This is a genomic window from Pantoea sp. BAV 3049 (assembly GCF_009765445.1).
Classification (GTDB): Bacteria; Pseudomonadota; Gammaproteobacteria; order Enterobacterales; family Enterobacteriaceae; genus Erwinia.
The window spans coordinates 3,299,945-3,318,402 of record NZ_WHOY01000031.1 but is presented as its reverse complement, the minus strand read 5'-3'; the positions used below and the strand labels follow the sequence as shown (position 1 = coordinate 3,318,402).

The following is an 18,458-nucleotide window of genomic DNA, read 5'->3' as shown; positions in this document are numbered from 1 at the left end:
AAGAAAAAGAGTCGCTGATATCCTTAACAGCGACTCTTTTAAACTTCGTAATCCGGTTCTTCCACCTTCAGTGGAATAATCTGCACCTTCTGCACACGGTGACTCTCCACCTGCAGAGTACGGAACAGGTACTCGCCGACCTGAATCTCTTCTCCTTCCTGCGGCACCCGCTGCATATGCTCCATCAGCAGACCGGCCAGCGTGTGGAATTCGCGTTTCTCATCCAGCGGCAGTTCAACGTACATTACCAAATCTTCCAGAGGCATATGCCCGTTCGCTGTCCAGCTGCCATCAACATTTTGCTGAATGTCATAGCGCGGATCGATCGCTTCTCCTTCGTTGGGCAGATTACCGGCAATCGTCTCCATCACATCACTTAATGTCACTACCCCTTCCACCGAGCCAAATTCATCCACAACAAAAGCAAAATGGGTGCGGGCTGTGCGGAACTGTTCAAGGGCAGGGAGCAGAGTGAGCTGCTCCGGAAAGACCAGGGGCTGGCGGATCAGTGCACGGATATCCAGGCTGTCGCCATGCAGCGCCTGCTTCAGCAGATCGATCACGTGCACCACGCCAAGAGGATCGTCGCTGTTCTCCGTCACCACCAGTCGCGTGTGCTGGTTGTTGTCGAGCAGCGCCATGATTTTCTCCGGCGATTCACTCAGGTCAATGTGCTCAATATCGTGACGCGAAGTCATAATGCTGCTGACGGTGCGCTGTCCCATCCTCAGCACCCGGGCAATCATCATCCGCTCCTGCTTATTGAAGATCGCGCGATTCTCTGCGTTGTCAGCTACCAGCGAGGAGGTTTCAGCATCCAGCTCTGCATGTTCATGACTGCCACGCAGTAAGCGCAGCACGGCTTCGGCAGTGCGCTTACGCAGGGGCGCCTTCGCCGAGAGAAAACGCCTGCGGTTAAACTGCGCCAGCTGATTAAGTGCCTCGATAATCACTGAGAAACCGATCGCGGCGTAGAGATAGCCTTTCGGAATGTGGTAACCAAAGCCATCCGCCACCAGGCTGAAGCCAATCATCAGCAGGAAACTGAGGCAGAGGATCACAATCGTCGGGTGTTCGTTGACAAATCGGGTCAGCGCCTTGCTGGCCAGCAGCATCAGCAGGATGGCGACAATCACCGCTGCCATCATCACCGCAAGATTATCCACCATCCCAACCGCAGTAATCACCGAGTCCAGCGAGAACACCGCGTCCAGGACCACTATTTGCGCGACTACCGGCCAGAATTTAGCACCACGCTTTTGTGGATTTTCATCCTCGTCCTTTCCTTCCAGCCGCTCGTTCAGTTCCATGGTGGCCTTGAACAGCAGAAACACGCCGCCAACCAGCATGATCAGGTCACGTGCACTGAAAGGGTGCCCAGCAAGTGTGAAGAGGGGAGAGGTTAAGGAAGAGAGCCAGGAGATAGAAGCCAGCAGCAGCAGACGCATGACCAGCGCCAGCATCAGACCCGTTATCCTGGCCCGGTCGCGTTGCGAGGGGGGAAGTTTCTCTGCCAGAATGGCAATGAACACAAGGTTATCAATGCCCAGCACCAGCTCCAGCACGATCAGGGTGACCAGCCCAGCCCAGATTGACGGATCGGCGATCCATTCGAACATCACACGCTCACCACTACAGGTTACAGGAATGGTCATGATGATAGTGAACGCAGCGCGATTCAACAAATAATAGCCGTGCGGACTGACCCAGGCTCAGATTATCGCCAGCAACGGGATTATCATCATTTGAAATTACCAGCATAAATCCGGGGAATATCCGCCATTTTATTTTCAGGACAATTCGCATAGGTCAGAGTGGTGAACTGAGGGATACTTATAGCGTTAAGACGAAGCGTTCAGGATTATTCTTATTTTTAGATCGAATTATTCTGAATTTTATCCGGAGGCAAAAGATGAAATGCACGGTATAGACTGGAGCGAAAGGTAGTCTTAATCCTAAAAGACCGTGCGGGTGCGGGCAGACTCTTGTAAACAGGCCAGTAATAACTAGTATAGCAACGTGTTAGTAAATGTCTGCGTTAATGTAACGATTAGCAAGGCGCGTCTTTTTCGTCCGGTTGCAGGATGCGTAAGATGGCTAATGCATGAGCCTGCCGACCGGAGAGGACAGGATAAAAGCAACAAGGTGAAAGCGCGTTACAGCACATTGGCAGCTACAAGCCAGGGGCGGTAGCGTGTCACGAAAGGGCGGGTCTGGTCCGTTTCGCTGCATTTATCACCCACTTTGTTGTTGATTTTACATGTCTAATCTCACGCCGCACCGCAAGTTACGATGACCTTTTAGCACGACTCCCAAATACGTTTCCTGTGTAATAAATGACGTGATGAGAAAACACGCAATTATTTTCAGCGGTGGAAATTAATAAATCACAGGCTTTCGAAGAAAAAATTAAGAGTTAACTATGCGCGATATAGAATTCACCTTTAAAGGGCTGTTAATAAAACTGTCACTGGCACTTTCAGACCTGATTTTTTTTAATGCCTCTTTGTTTATTGCAATCTTATTGATGAATGCATTACCAGGTAATCTGCTAGATGATATTCTGACACAAGATCTGCATTTGAAAATTGCTACACACATTATCCTCTCTGTGATTTGTATCGGCTGGTTCTGGGTTCGCCTGCGCCACTATACCTATCGCAAACCATTCTGGTTTGAGCTTAAGGAAATATTCAGAAGTGTCCTGATTTTTTCCGTTATCGATCTGTCAATTACCGCTTTGTCTAAATGGGAACTTTCCCGATGGATTTGGATCCTGACCTGGTTACTGGCACTGGTATTTATTCCGGTTGGCCGTGCGGTGATCAAACGCCTGCTGAATCATTATGGTCTGTGGAAGCGTCAGTCGATCATTATCGGCAGCGGTAAAAATGCGGAAGAAGCCTATATGGCGCTGCAGAGTGAAGAGGTGATGGGCTTTGACGTGGTGGCATTCTACGATGTGGATGGTACTACTCCTGCTCCTGCCCTGTTCGGTATTCCGGTGATCCGTGAAGAAGACGCCTTATGGCAGATGGTTAACGGCGACACGCAATTTATCGTTGCGGTTGAATTTGAACAGAGCCATCACCGCGATCTGTGGCTGAAGAATCTGGCTAAACATAACTGCCGTTCCGTTTCCGTGATACCTTCATTACGCGGCGTTCCGCTTTATGGCACGGATATGGCCTATATTTTCAGCCATGAAGTGATGATCCTGCGGGTCAGCAATAATCTTGCCAAGCGGACTTCGCGCTTTGTCAAAAGGGCGTTTGATATTGTCGGCGCACTGGGGATTATCATCATGCTGATGCCTGCGCTGGCGGTACTGATCTTTATGGTCGCTCGCGACGGCGGTAACCCAATTTATGGTCACGAACGTGTGGGGCTGAACGGGCGCAAGTTTAAATGCCTGAAGTTCCGCTCGATGGTTGTGAACTCGAAAGAAGTGTTGGAAGAAGTTCTGCGTACCGACCCGGTTGCCCGGGCGGAGTGGGACAAAGATTTCAAACTGAAAAACGACCCGCGTATTACACGCATTGGTCACTTTATCCGAAAAACCAGTCTCGACGAGTTGCCACAGCTATGGAATGTGGTGCGCGGCGAGATGAGCCTGGTCGGTCCGCGTCCGGTGATTGAAGATGAGCTGGAGCGTTATGCCGGTGATGTGGATTACTACTTCATGGCTAAACCGGGTATGACTGGCCTGTGGCAGGTCAGTGGCCGTAATGATGTGGATTACGAAACTCGCGTCTACTTTGACTCCTGGTATGTGAAGAACTGGTCACTGTGGAACGATATCGCCATCCTGTTCAAAACGGTTGGGGTAGTTTTGAAGCGCGATGGCGCTTACTGACAGAAGCGTTTTTCTGTCCTGCGGGTGCTGATGTGCCGGCAGTGCTGGCGTCTATTGACTGTTAACTGTCATTGACTTGCGTACTAAACAAACTTTTTTTTTGACGAATGTTAAGCGTCGGCTTTAATCAAACCGGCAAGGCATAAAAAAGGATAGGGAGTTTAAGATAATGACCGACAGTTACAGTGCCTGATTAAGTGATTCACCTTATTACTTTTGCATGACGCTACACAGCGGCGGATTCGCCACTATCATTCAAATTACTGATAGCGATGATATAGATGATTACAATCAAAACGAAAGTATTACCCTTGTTGATAACGGCTACCCTGCTTTCCGGCTGTACCGTGGTGCCTGGCTCAACGATTTCGACCAGCGGAAAAGATGTTATCAAGCAGCAGGATAGCGATTTCGATATCGATAAGTACGTCAACGTCTTTCCACTGACCCCAAGCCTGGTTGAGCAACTGAAACCAAAACCCGTTGTGGCCCAGCCTAACCCTGAGCTGCAAACCGAGCTGCAGAGCTACGAATACCGGATTGGTATCGGCGACGTACTGACCGTGACGGTCTGGGATCACCCGGAATTAACCACCCCGGCAGGTCAGTACCGTAGCGCCAGCGATACGGGTAACTGGGTCCACTCCGATGGCACCATTTTCTATCCGTATATCGGCCGTGTTCGCGTGGCAGGGCGTACCGTTCAGGAAGTGCGTAACGAGATTGCTAATCGTCTGGCACAGTACATCGAAAGCCCTCAGGTTGACGTCAGCGTGGCTTCCTTTAAGTCACAGAAAGCTTACGTGACGGGCGAAGTGACCACCTCCGGCCAGCAGCCAATCACCAACGTGCCGCTGACTATCCTTGATGCGGTTAACGCCGCGGGCGGCCTGACCGCTAACGCCGACTGGCGTAATGTGGTGCTGACCCATAATGGTCGCGAAATTCCAATCTCCTTACAGGCTCTGATGCAGAACGGCGATCTGTCGCAGAACCACCTGCTGTACCCAAGCGACATTCTCTATATTCCGCGTAACGACGACCTGAAAGTGTTTGTGATGGGCGAAGTGAAACAGCAGGCGACGCTGAAGATGGACCGCGCCGGTATGACACTGGCTGAAGCACTGGGCAACGCGCAGGGTATGGACCAGGCCGTGGCGGATGCGACCGGCGTGTTCGTTATTCGTCCGACCAAAGGACCGAACCGTAAGAAGATTGCCAACATTTACCAGCTGAACGTCAAAGACGCATCGGCCATGGTCATGGGCTCAGAGTTCCAGCTGCAGCCGTATGACATTGTCTACGTGACGGCGACGCCTCTGGCACGCTGGAACCGTGTCGTTTCTCAGCTGGTCCCAACCATCACCGGTATCTACAACGCCAGCGAAAACGCCCAGATTATTCATAACTGGTAACCACCGGAGAACATTATGATTAATTCAATCTTAGTGGTCTGCGTCGGCAATATCTGCCGCTCTCCTACCGGGGAGCGGATGCTCAAAACGGCTCTGCCAGGCAAGGACATCGCCTCAGCCGGATTGAGTGCCGTGGTGGATCACGCGGCTGACGATACCGCAAGCAGCGTTGCCAGTGAACACGGGCTCTCGCTGGAGGGGCATATCGCCCGCCAGCTGACCTCAGGCATGTGCCGGGATTACGATCTGCTCCTGGTAATGGAAAAAAAACATGTCGATCTGGTTAACCGCATCAACCCCTCCGTTCGTGGCAAGACCATGTTATTTGGCCACTGGCTCAACCAACAGGAAATAGCGGATCCCTACAAGAAAAGCCGCGATGCCTATGAAGCCACGTACGGATTACTCGAAAACGCTGCCCAGAAATGGGTCAACGCATTAAGCCGATAGTTGGGATTATCCATGAATATAAAAAGTAAGGCACCGTCAGCGTCGCAAGAGGACTCATCCGGATGGGACCTGGCGCATCTTGTGGGACAGCTTGTTGATCATCGTTGGGTAATTGTGGCTGTTACGGCTCTGTTTATGCTGCTCGGCACCCTGTACGTTCTGTTCGCCACGCCGATTTACAGTTCGGATGCGATGGTGCAGGTGGAAGACAAAAACGCCAATACCGTGCTGAATGACCTGAGCCAGATGATGCCGAACGCGCAGCCGATGTCTGCGACAGAAGTGGAAATCGTGACCTCCCGTCTGGTTATTGGCAAAACTGTTCAGGACCTGGGTCTGGATGCCCTGGTGCAGCAGCACTATCTGCCGGTCATCGGTAAAGGCCTGTCCCGTCTGATGGGTAACAAACCGGGTCAGGTGTCCGTTTCACAACTGAGCATCCCGGTCAGCTGGGAAAAGCCGGTTATGCAGCTGGAAGTCACCGGACCGGACAGTTATACCGTCAGCAAAGATGGTAATGAATTGTTCAAAGGTAAAGTCGGGGAGCTGGAAAACCACAATGGCGTGACCATGAAGGTTAACAGCATCCAGCAGGCCGATCCGGGTACGGATTTCACCGTGACCAAACTGACCCAGCTGCAGGCAATCAGTATGGTGAGCAATAACCTGACTGTTGCCGATAAAGGAAAAGACACCGGTGTACTGGGCCTGACCTATCTGGGTGAAGATCCGGTGCAGATCAGCACCGTGCTGAATCAGATTATCAACAACTACGTTGACCAGAACATTGACCGTAAATCGGCTGAAGCCCAAAAAAGCCTGGTGTTCCTGAAGAAGCAGCTGCCGGATGTGCGCTCCAAACTGGATGCCGCAGAAGATAAGCTGAACGCCTATCGTCGTCAGAATGATTCCGTGGATATGTCACTGGAAGCGAAATCTGCGCTGGACTCTTCAGTCAGCATCCAGAGCCAACTGAATGAACTGACCTTCCGTGAAGCGGAAGTGTCGCAGCTGTTCAAGAAAGATCACCCCACCTACCGTGCGCTGCTGGAAAAACGCCAGACGCTGGAAGATGAGCAGAAACGTCTGAATCAGAAAATTGGCCAGATGCCAGCTACCCAGCAGGAAATCGTGCGTCTGACCCGTGACGTTCAGTCCGGTCAGGAAATTTACATGCAGCTGCTGAACCGCCAGCAGGAACTGAACATCAGTAAAGCCAGTACCGTGGGCGATGTGCGCATCGTTGACCATGCTGAGACGGCTGCTGCTCCGGTCGCACCAAAAAAGCTGCTGGTGATCCTGGCCAGCATGATTCTGGGTGGCGTGGTGTCGGTGGGTTATATCCTGCTGAAAGCGCTGTTCCACCACGGCATCGACCGTCCGGATCAGCTGGAAGAGCGCGGCATCAACGTCTACGCCAGCGTGCCCCTGTCCGAATGGCAGCGTAAGCGTGATGCTGAAGCGCTGGCCCGCCGTGGTTCGCAGATAAAAGTTGATCCGCATAACTCGCTGCTGGCATTGGGTAACCCAACTGACCTGTCTATCGAAGCTATTCGTAGTCTGCGTACCAGCCTGCACTTCGCGATGATGGAAGCGAAAAACAACATTCTGATGATTACCGGTGCCAGCCCGGGGATTGGTAAAACCTTTATCTGTTCCAACCTGGCGACGCTGGTGGCGAAAGCCGATCAGAAAGTGCTGTTTATCGATGGTGACATGCGCCGTGGTTATACCCACGAGCTGCTGGGTGCCGCGAATAAAATCGGTCTGTCCGACGTGCTGTCCGGTAAAAAACCTTTCAGCACTGAGATGATTCAGAGCGGGCCATACGGCTTCGACTTTATCCCACGCGGTCAGGTTCCACCGAACCCGTCCGAACTGCTGATGCACAGCCGTCTGGGGGAGCTACTGGAATGGGCGAGCAAAAACTACGATCTGGTGCTGATCGATACGCCACCCATCCTGGCGGTAACGGACGCCTCCATTATCGGTAAGCTGGCGGGAACCTCACTGATGGTGGCTCGCTTCGAGACTAACACCCTGCGTGAGGTTGAGTTCAGCTATCGCCGCTTTGCTCAGAATGGTATCGAAGTGAAAGGCGTTATCCTGAACGCCGTGGTGCGTAAAGCAGCCAATGCCTATGGCTACGGTTATGACTATTACGATTACAACTACAAGCAGAATGCAAAAAGCTAACTAAACAGGCGGGAACCTTTCGCCTTACGTGAAGGGTTCCTGGCTGACTTTTCTGCGGTTTTGTATTCCAGGCCGTATCAACTGGACGTAAAAAGGTAGCTGGTAATGAAGGATATTTTCTTCTCGATTGTTATTCCTGCATACAATGCATCCGACTCTATTGTGACCACGCTGGATTGTGTGGCCGCACAGACTTATCAGAATTTTGAAGTGATCATCATTGACGATAAGTCCGCTGATGCTGAACAGCTTGCCGAAGTGGTGAAAAATTACAGCCAGCTGAAGATCCAGCTGGTGCTTTCACAGGAGAAGTTGTTTGGTTCTGCTGCCCGTAATAAAGGGATCGATCTGGCGACAGGGGACTATATCTGCTTTCTGGATGCTGACGATGAATGGCACAAGGACAAGCTGGCGGAATCACTGAAAACCATTCGTGAGCTGGAAGCGCAGGGTAAACAAAAAACCATCATTTTCAGCCAGGTCAATATCATTCAGGATGGAAAATTCCTGAAGGTGATGCCGATGCAGCCGGTCGCACACAATGAAACCGTGGCCGAGTATCTGTTTGGCTGCTACGGCTTTATCCAGACCAGCACCATTGTACTGAAGCGGGAATATGCGGAAGACATCAAATTCGATCCGCAATATATCCGTCATCAGGACTATGACTTCTGCATCCGGGCAGATAAAAAAGGCTACGAGTTTGTGATGATTGCTCAGCCGCTGGCAAACTATCACCTGGTTTCCTCGTTTGGCTCCAAACACAAAGGCGAGTCGGTGAAATACTCCTTCTTCTGGCTTGATAAGATGAAGCCTCACCTGACGCAGCGCGATATTAACACCTACAAAGCGTATAAACTGCCGTTGCGCTATAAAATGGATGGAAAATCACTGCAGGCCAGCGTCAGTTTTATCCGTTATTTCTTCTTAACAAATAAAGATAACCGCACCTACTTTATCAATCGTCTGAAGGATAAGGTCAGAGAGCGATTAGGTGGTAAATAGCGTTAGTTTTCGTTCCGGAAAACTAGCCTTGTGGGGATAAGAATGGCCATATACTGGATAATAAGCTACACACTGCTCGTTTTTTGTCTTTTTGAACTGGCCACCATTAACCAGTCAGCACAGCCGAAAACCCAACGTGTCATTACCTATTTTTTCTTTATAGGAACCGTGGTTCTGATCCTGTTCGCCGGGATGCGTGGGCCGGGCTCAGGGATAGATGACTGGCAGTATCTTGGGTTCTTCCATGACTTTTCACGACAGACCAGCATGGAAGGGTACTCAACGGTAGCGGATGTCTATCGCTACGAAAACCTGTTCATGATTCTGGCCTGGGTGCTGGGTTGGTTTACGCATAACAGCTACTATTTCCTGCTGTTTGTGGCTTTTATTGCGGTGACTACCAACGCCTTTATCTATAAAAAATATTCGCCGTTGATTCTGTGCTCGCTGTGTCTCTACTCCGCGCACCTGTTTATTAACAAAGACATGAACCAGATCCGTTTTGGTCTGTCGAGTGCCTTTGCCGTGGCCTGTATCTGTACCGCAGCGGGCAGAAAATACCTGCTGGCGGTCATCTTCCTTGTGCTGAGCAGCCAGTCACACTCTACCGGTTATGCCGTGTTGATGGTGACGCCATTCCTGTTCCTGAAAGAGCGCAAGTACTTCGGTATTGCGATGGTGATTGCGGCTATTCCACTTGGACTGATCGGCGGCAAAAAACTGTTCCTTGATTCGCTGGGGATAGTCCCGGCAATCGGTGACAGGGCAATGGGCTACAGCGGGACCACCTTTGACGTGGCGTCACCGGTGTTCGGTCTGGCTAACCTGAAGAATATAGCGTTTATTATCTTCTTCACTGTGGTCTATTTTAACAAGCCAATCGAACCCAAAGACCGGCTGGCGTACATGCTGCTCATTGCGTATTCCGCCGGTGCGGCCGTGCGTATCGTCTTCTCCGACTTCTCAATTCTCGGAGGAAGGGTGGGTAACCTGTTCCTGCACACGGAACCGCTGCTGCTGTCGTTTCTCATGCTGCGCATCAGAAACCCGCTGCTCAACTTCGGTTTGCTGTTCGCCATGACGACCTATTACCTGGCGTACAACACTATCCTCTCCGTTCAGTCGATAGACGGTTACAGTATTGCGCCGCTCTTTCGAATTTTTTGAGTCACTGGCCAGGTAATCTGGCCTTTTTTATTCCCAATTTTGGTCTTCCACGATTCACATGCAGGATTTCAGATGAATAATCAAATCGGCACAGTAGGCATTGTCATCCCTATGTATAACGCCCGTAACACAGTTTTACGCGCGGTACAGTCGGTACTTGATCAAACCTGGACGGACTGGCGGATATATCTGATAAACGATAAATCAACCGACGATTCGCTGGCCTTCGTGCAGGAACACTGCCGCGATCCGCGTATCACCATTCTCAGCAACGAGGTGAACCTTGGTGCAGCAGAAACCCGTAACGTGGGGCTGAAGGCCGCGCCCGAGGAGTTTATTGCCTTCCTTGACAGCGATGACGAGTGGGAAAAAGACAAGCTGATGCTACAGGTGCAGGCGCTGGCCGCCGGGGACGACCTGGTGATCTCCCATTACGGCTATAAATCGCGTACCAAAGCCTATGACGTCACCTACGGCAAACCTTATCTGATGAAAGAGAACTTTGTGAAAAAGCAGTTCCGTATCTGCTTCTCTTCCGTCTGCTACCGTCGTCCGGCCCGCCAGATTTTCTTCCAGAAAAAGGGTCACGAAGACTTCCTTTTTCTCTATGAATTATTCGATCAGTACAAACAGGCCCGGGTTATTGACCGAAACCTGGTTATTTATTATGAGCTGGGTGATTCTCTGTCGCGCAATAAAAATAAAGCGGCGAAGTGGCATCTCGATTTATTAAGATTTATCTATAAAAACAATCCTCTGAAAGTGTATTACTATTATCTCTGGTACATGGTTAACGGGGTTCTGTTCACGTTGAAGCACAGATAACCTGCCGGCTTGAAACGTTTCAGTCTTGCAATGACAAACGCCGTAGCCTGGGCTGACCGCTGGCACTGTTTGCCCGGTAGCGCAGGTTTTTAACATTGAAGTGATTGAGGTGGCGAGTCCGCGATGAAAAAGATAGTGCTGGTGATTAAAGACGCCTATTCCTATGCCGGAACCGAGAACATTTGTAACTTCATGTCCGAGTGTCTGGGCGATGAACATGAAGTGACGGTCTATTCACTGGAAGGCTCAGGCAAGCCGTTTTACCCGTTCGAAAAGGTGAAACAGATTGTCAGTTTTGCCGGTGACAGCAATCCGATCCGCAGTGCCGTAAAGCAGATTAATCAGCAAGGTTTTGACGCTGTTTTTCTGATCAGCATGGGGCGTCTGAGCGTGATGTTTGCGCTGCACAGCCTGCTGTCGCTGAAAAAGAAAAAGGCGAAAACCTACGCCTGCGAGCACATTGCGATCAACTCCTTCAGCAAACCGATTAAGTTCCTCAAATATCTCTTTCTGCGCTATTACGACCGCGTCATCGTTCTGACCGACAAAGATGACTCGGTGTTCACGCAGTGGGGCATTCCAAGTAAAACTATCCCCAACCCGGTGGTGTACAAAAATTTCCAGCGTACTCAGCGTAATTATCAGGCACTGGCCGTGGGCCGTCTCGACTTCCAGAAAGGTTTCGACCTGCTGCTGGATGTCTGGCAAGGGTTCCAGGCCACCAATCCACAATGGAAGCTGGCGATTGCCGGTGACGGCGAGCTGAAAGATGAGCTGATTGCTAAAGCCGCTTCGCTGAATATCTCGGACAGCGTGTCCTTCGTCGGGCGAGTTTCCAACATCAACGACTATTATCGCGACAGTGATATGGCCCTGATGACCTCTCGTTATGAAGGGTTGCCGCTGGTCCTGCTTGAAGCGAAATCCTGGTCGTTACCGGTGGTAGCCTATGACTGCCCGACCGGCCCGCAGGAGATCATCAACAATAACGAAGATGGTTTCCTGGTGGCAATGAACGATCGCGCCAGCTTTATCGAAAAAATGAACCAGCTCGCGCACAACGATGAGCTGTTCCACGCCATGAGCGAAAAAACTAAAACTACAGCCCTGAAATTTGACGGCAAGATCATCAAAGAAACCTGGCTCTCGCTTGTTTAAATAATTAATCCTCTGGAAACACATTCACGCCACACTAATGACTATGGGATTACATGAATGAAAAGAAGAGAATTAATTACCGGGTTCTCATCGATTCTTGCAGCCCTTTCTGTGAGTTCGTTTTCCAGCCAGGCCGCGCAAAAGAATGCTTCCGTTTCACTGACGGACGTCAATGCGGGTGATATACCAAAGGAAGATGTGCCGATCCTGACACCGGAAAATATCTATACCATGCCGGATCGTTTCTGGAAGAATTTCAACGGCAAACTCTATATCGGCAAGGCCGGTACAGACCCAACCCGACCGGGTAACCTGACCGATCTGTTCCTGCGTAACGCCAGCGGTAAGTTATCGAAAATTGAGCAGCCGGTGACGCTAAACCGGGGTAATTTTCAGCATTTTATCTCAGATAACGCTGCATTGATCGCCAATCCGGCCCACTCAATGGCGGTGGTGGATGACAATGGCCACGTGCTGTTCAACATTCCGGACGTCAGCCGTCCGGGGGCCAATAACTTCAGCCAGCGCCTCGCGCAGCCCGCAGGCTATCAGCTGATTGGTGAAATTGGTTCGGTCGCTGAATTACGCCAGACCCGCCCACTTTTTGAAGGTGCGAAGGTGAAGCTCAGCAGCTGGCACGACGGTCAGGAAGAGGGTGGCGGCGAATTTGTTGGCAGCCTTAGCGCCGCGCCGGACGATGGCGGTGTGATCTTCTCAGGGGCTGATTTCCACTGGCGTCGTGTGGTACAGGATTTTAACCATCTGACCCTGTTTGATTTCGGTGCCATTGATGACGGTAAGACCGATGCTGCACCGGCTATCCGGGCAATGTATGACTGGTCGCAGAAGTCTAACCAGCAGATTTGCGTGCAGTTCCCTGCAGGAACCTTCTTCGTCAGCGGCTGTAATTTTGCGAAAGAGACAACCCGCTTCTTCCGTATCTCCGGGGCAATGGTCAACTTCGGTTACTTCCCGGCGACCACCATTGTCTCAGACGGCAAGTCTGATTTTATTTTCCAGGTCAACGCCCGATGGGTGGAAATTAGCAACCTGATTGTTAATGGCCAGACCGACGGCCGCCCAAATGAGCAGGGCTTCTTTGATAATAAATGTCCGGGCGGCCAGTTCTTCCGCGGGGCCTGTCTGCGCTTCAATGCGCTGGGTGGCACCGCGCTGAGCCTGATGGATACCCTCGACTGTAAGATCGATCAATGGTACGCCAGCAAGTGTACCGGCGATGTGATCAAGTCAGTCTGGTCAGGTCAGAAGACCGGCAAGTGGGATCACAGCACGGCTATCGAGCTGTCCAACTTTAACGCGCAGCACTGTTCAAAAGGTATGGTGCTGAACCTCGATCGCTGCAGCCAGTCGCTGATCCATAACGGCTGGATTGAACACTCGGAGAATCCGGGCAACATCTCTAACGGCCAGTGGATTATTGATGCGCTGAGCCTGGAGACCTGTAAAAACCCGCTGATTGCGCACAACTCGCGACTGAACATGCGCCAGACTAATCTGCAGGCCGGGAGCTGGATTGATAACTCACGCGCCGACGGTGCCTGGCTGAGCGCCTTCGAGCAGGGGTCAACGCGCGTTGAATCCTATGGCGTCGCCGTTGATGGCAGCATGAAGTACAACTACCTGACCTCACGTTTCTGTCTGGTGAACAACACCAACCAGGAAAAGTGGTACGAACTCGGCAATATCTACAGCCCCGAAGTGGGGGATAACTGGGAAGTCGAGATCTTCGGTCAGGCCGGTTTCAGCAATGGCACCGGTAAAAATACGCTGGAGAAGGTGGTCGATGGTATCTCCACCGGTGGTAAGGCGATCATCAACCTGCAGCGTAAAACGCATAAGTTTGAAGCGAGCTGGCACGCGGAAGGCGCCAGTCCGATCGTCGATGTGATGATTGAGACACCGTATGACACCGACGTTCGCGTCTACGTCAAACTGGCAGGCTGGTTAGCGTCTGCTGGCGTACTGATGAAGTCCACCGCGAAAGATCGTTTTCTGACCGGTTCCTGTGCTCGTTTCGACAGCAAAATGGCGGAAGTCAAACAGCCATCTGGCGATAACGCTCACCGCGCCGTTCAGCGTTTTACCCTGCACAACGGCAAAGCCGGTATCGGTGCCAATGAGCAGGGCGATCTGCTGATGCAGTCACGTGTGCTGAAAGTGGAAGAGGTCGATACCTCCAAAGCGGAAGGCTACATTTCGATGGTTATAAACGGCCAGCAGGTTGCTGTGCCCTATTTTGCTATCAGGAAGTAAAAATTTGGGGGCGGTGCCTGACAGGGTCAGCCGCTCCTGACTATTCTCGGGTCTCTCTGACAGGGGGCGCTCCGAATGATGCTAAAAGTTTTCACCGGGTGAATACATTAGTTAAAAATATATGTTTATCAGTCTGTTATGGGTGGCTTAGCCCTGTGGGATGAAAAGCTTTTTTCTGGAGTTCTTATGAAGATTTTATTAGTTGGCAATCATACCTGTGGTAACCGTGGTGATGGTGCCATATTACGTGGCCTCATTGACTCGCTTAACCTTGCAAGGAACGATCTGGAAATTGATGTCATCAGTCGCTACCCAACCAGTTCAGGCTATCTGCTTCAGCAGGAAATTATGCCCGATGAACTTTTCCTCGAAACCAAAAAGGGAAAGAACAAACTGACCGATAAGGTCAAACGTCGTCTGATGCCGAAAATCATGATGGCGCATATCAGCGGCAAGGGCATCTTTAAGTTTTTCTCCGTGCCGAAATACCTGCAGGATTTTACCGACAAGCTGAAGCAGTATGATGCGGTCATTCAGGTTGGTGGCTCATTCTTTGTTGACCTGTATGGTCCGTTACAGTTTGAGCATTCACTTTGCGCGTTACTGGCAAAGAAGCCTGTTTATCTGGTAGGGCACAGCGTGGGGCCTTTCCAGAAGGAAAGATTTAACGAGATTGCCAACTTCGTCTTTTCCCGCGTTAACAGCCTGGTGCTGCGCGAGAGCGTGAGTCTGGAGATGATGAAGCAGGGTAATATCACCACGGAAAAAGTGCTCGCCGGTGTTGATACCGCCTTTTTGGTTCGTGCCCGAACGGTAGATCAGCCTGGACACAGCCTTCTGCACTGGCAAAAGAAAATTGCTGCCACAAAAACCATTGCGATTACCGTTCGTCAGTTGGCACCCTTTGATAAACGTCTTGGCGTAACGCAGCAGGAATATGAGGTAGCGTTTGGCAAGATGATCAACGCGATGATTGCGCGGGGTTATCATGTGGTGGCTCTCTCGACCTGTACTGGTATCGATGGTTATATTGATGACCGTATGGTGGCCATCACGCTGCGCGACCATGTGGTTGAAAAAGATAAATATCATGTGGCAATGGATGAATTTAACGATCTGGAGCTGGGTGTGCTGTTGAGTGAATGCCATCTCACCATCGGAACCCGTTTGCATTCGACCATTATTTCCATGAATTTTGGCACGCCGGCCGTTGCCATCAATTATGAGCACAAATCACTGGGCGTGATGAACCAGCTTGGACTGCCAGAAATGGCATCGGACGTTAAGAGCCTGATGGACGGAACGATTATCAGCAAAGTTTACGGCATTCTCGAAAATTATGAAGCGGTTAAACAACAGGTTGACAGCGCTGTCGCTCAGGAGCGGGTGCTTGGCAACACCATAACTGAAGACGTCGTCAGAGTTTAGGGTGAACAGATGAAACTTACGTTTTTCACAATGCGTTTTCCGGTGGCGTCCGAGACCTTTGTCCTGAATCAGGTAACGTATTTTATCGATCAGGGCTATGACGTGGAGATCATCTCCGTCTTCCCGGGCGACCTGGATAACCGACATGGTGCGTTTGACAGCTACAATCTGGCTGAGAAAACCCACTATCTGCTGCCGGAAGACACTTCTTCTAACGCCGAGAAGCTCAAGCAGCGTCTGAAGATTGTGCTGCCGAAAATGCTCAGTCCGACCACCATACGATCGCTTAACATCGGGCGCTACGGCGCCCAGTCCAGCAAACTTCTGCTACCGGCCATTGTGGCCGGGGCGAAGCAGACCTTCATCGCTGACGTATTTCTCGTGCATTTTGGTTATGCCGGTGCGCTGGCGAACAAGCTGCGCGAACTGAACGTGCTGCGCGGCAAGCAGGCTACGGTGTTCCATGGCGCGGATATTTCCCGCCGCCATATTCTGGAGGAGCATAAGCTGGACTACACCAACCTGTTCCGCCAGACCGAACTGCTGCTGCCGATCAGCCATCTGTGGGAAAATAAACTGATCGCCATGGGTTGTCCGCCGGAGAAGATCCATGTGACGCGGATGGGTATCGAGCCGGAGAAATTCAATCTCAAAGTTCGGGATGGTCTGCATTCGCCGCTACGTATCGTTTCGGTGGCCCGTCTGACCGAGAAGAAAGGGTTAGGTGTGGCGGTAGAAGCCTGCAAGCACCTGAAAGAGCAGGGCGCTAACTTTGAATACACCATTGTTGGTAACGGTGATATGGAAGAGGAGCTGCGCAATACCATTCGCTCAGCCAATCTGGAAGACTGCGTGAAAATGGTGGGCTTCAGGCCGCAGGAAGAGATCAAACGCTACCTTGACGAAGCGGATATTTTCCTGCTGCCTTCGTTGACCGCAGCGGACGGTGATATGGAGGGGATCCCGGTGGCGCTGATGGAAGCGATGGCCGTGGGCCTGCCAGTGGTCTCCAGCGACCACAGCGGTATTCCTGAACTGATCGAAAATAATGTTTCAGGCTGGCTGGCGCCAGAGGGCGATGCCCGTGCGCTTGCAGAGATCCTGTTAAAACTGGCTAAAAGCGATGTGGATATCGCACCAGTGGTGGCGGCAGCACGTCAAAAGGTGGAAACGGAATTCAACCAGCACATTGCTTACCGCCAGCTGGCTGAACTTCTGGAGCAACTTGCGTGAGTAGTTTAAAGTCCCAGGCCGTATGGCTGTTTGGCGGTACCTGTTTTGCCGCCGCGTTACAGGTGGTGCAGTTAGGCGTGCTGGCACGAAAACTGGAAGCCCATGAACTGGGTATCCTCGCCATTATCAACGCTATCCTCGCGGTGGCCATGGTGCTACAGGATATGGGGATGAGCAGCTATATCGTTCACCGCCAGAACATCACCCGTAAAGAACAGAGCACCATCTACTGGGTGAATGTACTGCTCAGCCTGCTGACTGGTTTGCTGTTAATCGCCATCGCCTGGCCGATTGCGTATTTCTACCATATCCCGCAGCTGACTGGTCTGATTATGCTGACCAGCCTGAATTTCCTGGTGCTCGGCTCACTGTCGCAATATCAGGCACACTTTATTAAAGCCAAGAAGATGATTCTGCTGGCTAAAATAGAGATGGTGACGAAATTCCTGGCGTTTGCATTCACCGTCGGGATGCTTTATTACTCTTCGCTCAATGTTTCAGCTGTAATTCTCGGTTTATTTTCCAATGCCGCTATGCGTATTCTTTGCATGATCTGGTTTGGTGAAAAATCCTGGCGGCCTACCTTTGAATTTGATAAGGCCACGTTCTTCAGCTCGATCAAATATGGCGTTTATCAGTTGGGTTCCCAGACAATTAACCAGCTGCGTACTCAGGCTGACTCCCTGATCGTCGGTAAAGTGATGGGCGCGGAAATGCTGGGGATTTACTCGCTGGCGAAGGAGCTGGTGCTGCAGCCGCTGAAGCTGGTCTCACCGGTGATCAACCGTCTGGCGCTGCCACGCTTTGCGGAGAAACAACACGAACCGGAGCAGCTGCAGAAGCTGTTCCTGAAAGGCACGCTGGCGATTATGCTGTTCAGCAGCCTGATGTATCTGGCTATCGGTATTCTGTCGCCGGTGATTGTCCGGGTGCTGTACGGCTCCTCGCACGAGGCGGTAGGACACCTGATCCCTCTGATGCTGCTGTTTGGTATGCTGCGTCCGATGGGCGGCCTGACCGGAGCGATATCGCAGGCAAACGGCCGGACCAACGTCGAGTTCTACTGGAATATCGTGGCGAGCATCATTGTGGTGCTGGTGCTGGCGACCACCTGGATTTATCCAAATGTCTGGTACGTGGCGCTGACGCTGTCGATCTCTCAGGTGCTGATTTCAGCCTTTGCCCACCCGTTCTTTATCAAACCGGTGATTGGCATTCGCTTCATGCCTTATGCCCGTCAGTGGGTTTCCGTCTCGATGGTGTTTGTCGGGATCATGGGGCTGGTCAGTTATTACAATTTATTTGTGTTGCCGGAATGGTTTACCGGTTGGTTATAATCTGAAAGCCAGATAATAAAAAGGTGACCCCTCAGGGGGTTGCCTTTTTTATTGCCGGGAAAAACAGATTTCGTGGCGATTGTCTGTGATCTGTCGCTAATTTGAAGGCCAGCG

Annotated in this window: 13 protein-coding genes; 12 read left to right on the top strand and 1 reads right to left on the bottom strand. The window is 51.3% G+C overall.

Going from position 1 to position 18,458, the window contains the following annotated elements:
* Positions 1-38: 38 nt before the first annotated feature.
* Complete coding sequence (locus GSQ70_RS16505) at positions 39-1,619, bottom strand: TerC family protein (protein ID WP_158785344.1); 1,581 nt, start codon at positions 1,617-1,619, stop codon at positions 39-41.
* An 803-nt stretch (positions 1,620-2,422) separates the two neighbouring features.
* Here GSQ70_RS16505 and wbaP point away from each other — a divergent pair.
* From wbaP to GSQ70_RS16445, 12 genes are all read left to right on the top strand, one after another.
* A complete protein-coding gene (wbaP, locus tag GSQ70_RS16500; RefSeq protein ID WP_158783550.1) occupies positions 2,423-3,856 on the top strand; it encodes an undecaprenyl-phosphate galactose phosphotransferase WbaP in 1,434 nt (477 codons plus the stop codon).
* A 281-nt stretch (positions 3,857-4,137) separates the two neighbouring features.
* Entirely contained in the window at positions 4,138-5,271 is a 1,134-nt protein-coding gene (locus tag GSQ70_RS16495) for a polysaccharide export protein (RefSeq protein ID WP_158783549.1), read from the top strand.
* 15 nt (positions 5,272-5,286) lie between these two features.
* Entirely contained in the window at positions 5,287-5,721 is a 435-nt protein-coding gene (locus GSQ70_RS16490; RefSeq protein ID WP_158783548.1) for a protein tyrosine phosphatase, read from the top strand.
* Between the two features lie 12 nt (positions 5,722-5,733).
* On the top strand, positions 5,734-7,917 hold the full coding sequence (gene wzc / locus GSQ70_RS16485; protein WP_158783547.1) for a tyrosine-protein kinase Wzc: 2,184 nt from the start codon (positions 5,734-5,736) through the stop codon (positions 7,915-7,917).
* Between the two features lie 105 nt (positions 7,918-8,022).
* Positions 8,023-8,922, top strand: a complete 900-nt coding sequence (locus tag GSQ70_RS16480) for a glycosyltransferase family 2 protein (RefSeq protein WP_158783546.1) — start codon at positions 8,023-8,025, stop codon at positions 8,920-8,922.
* A gap of 42 nt (positions 8,923-8,964) precedes the next feature.
* Positions 8,965-10,089 carry an EpsG family protein gene (locus GSQ70_RS16475; RefSeq protein ID WP_158783545.1) on the top strand — a complete coding sequence of 375 codons (1,125 nt, stop codon included), beginning with the start codon at positions 8,965-8,967 and terminating at the stop codon, positions 10,087-10,089.
* 72 nt (positions 10,090-10,161) lie between these two features.
* Positions 10,162-10,914, top strand: a complete 753-nt coding sequence (locus GSQ70_RS16470; protein ID WP_158783544.1) for a glycosyltransferase family 2 protein — start codon at positions 10,162-10,164, stop codon at positions 10,912-10,914.
* 123 nt (positions 10,915-11,037) lie between these two features.
* On the top strand, positions 11,038-12,072 hold the full coding sequence (locus tag GSQ70_RS16465) for a glycosyltransferase (RefSeq protein WP_158783543.1): 1,035 nt from the start codon (positions 11,038-11,040) through the stop codon (positions 12,070-12,072).
* Between the two features lie 57 nt (positions 12,073-12,129).
* On the top strand, positions 12,130-14,346 hold the full coding sequence (locus tag GSQ70_RS16460) for a phage tailspike protein (protein WP_158783542.1): 2,217 nt from the start codon (positions 12,130-12,132) through the stop codon (positions 14,344-14,346).
* A gap of 186 nt (positions 14,347-14,532) precedes the next feature.
* Complete coding sequence (wcaK, locus tag GSQ70_RS16455) at positions 14,533-15,774, top strand: colanic acid biosynthesis pyruvyl transferase WcaK (RefSeq protein ID WP_158783541.1); 1,242 nt, start codon at positions 14,533-14,535, stop codon at positions 15,772-15,774.
* 9 nt (positions 15,775-15,783) lie between these two features.
* Positions 15,784-17,007 carry a glycosyltransferase gene (locus tag GSQ70_RS16450; RefSeq protein WP_158783540.1) on the top strand — a complete coding sequence of 408 codons (1,224 nt, stop codon included), beginning with the start codon at positions 15,784-15,786 and terminating at the stop codon, positions 17,005-17,007.
* Positions 17,004-18,344: a lipopolysaccharide biosynthesis protein gene (locus GSQ70_RS16445; RefSeq protein WP_158783539.1), complete on the top strand. Its 1,341-nt coding sequence runs from the start codon at positions 17,004-17,006 to the stop codon at positions 18,342-18,344. Before GSQ70_RS16450 ends, GSQ70_RS16445 begins: the two co-directional genes overlap by 4 nt.
* The last annotated feature ends 114 nt before the right edge of the window (positions 18,345-18,458 follow it).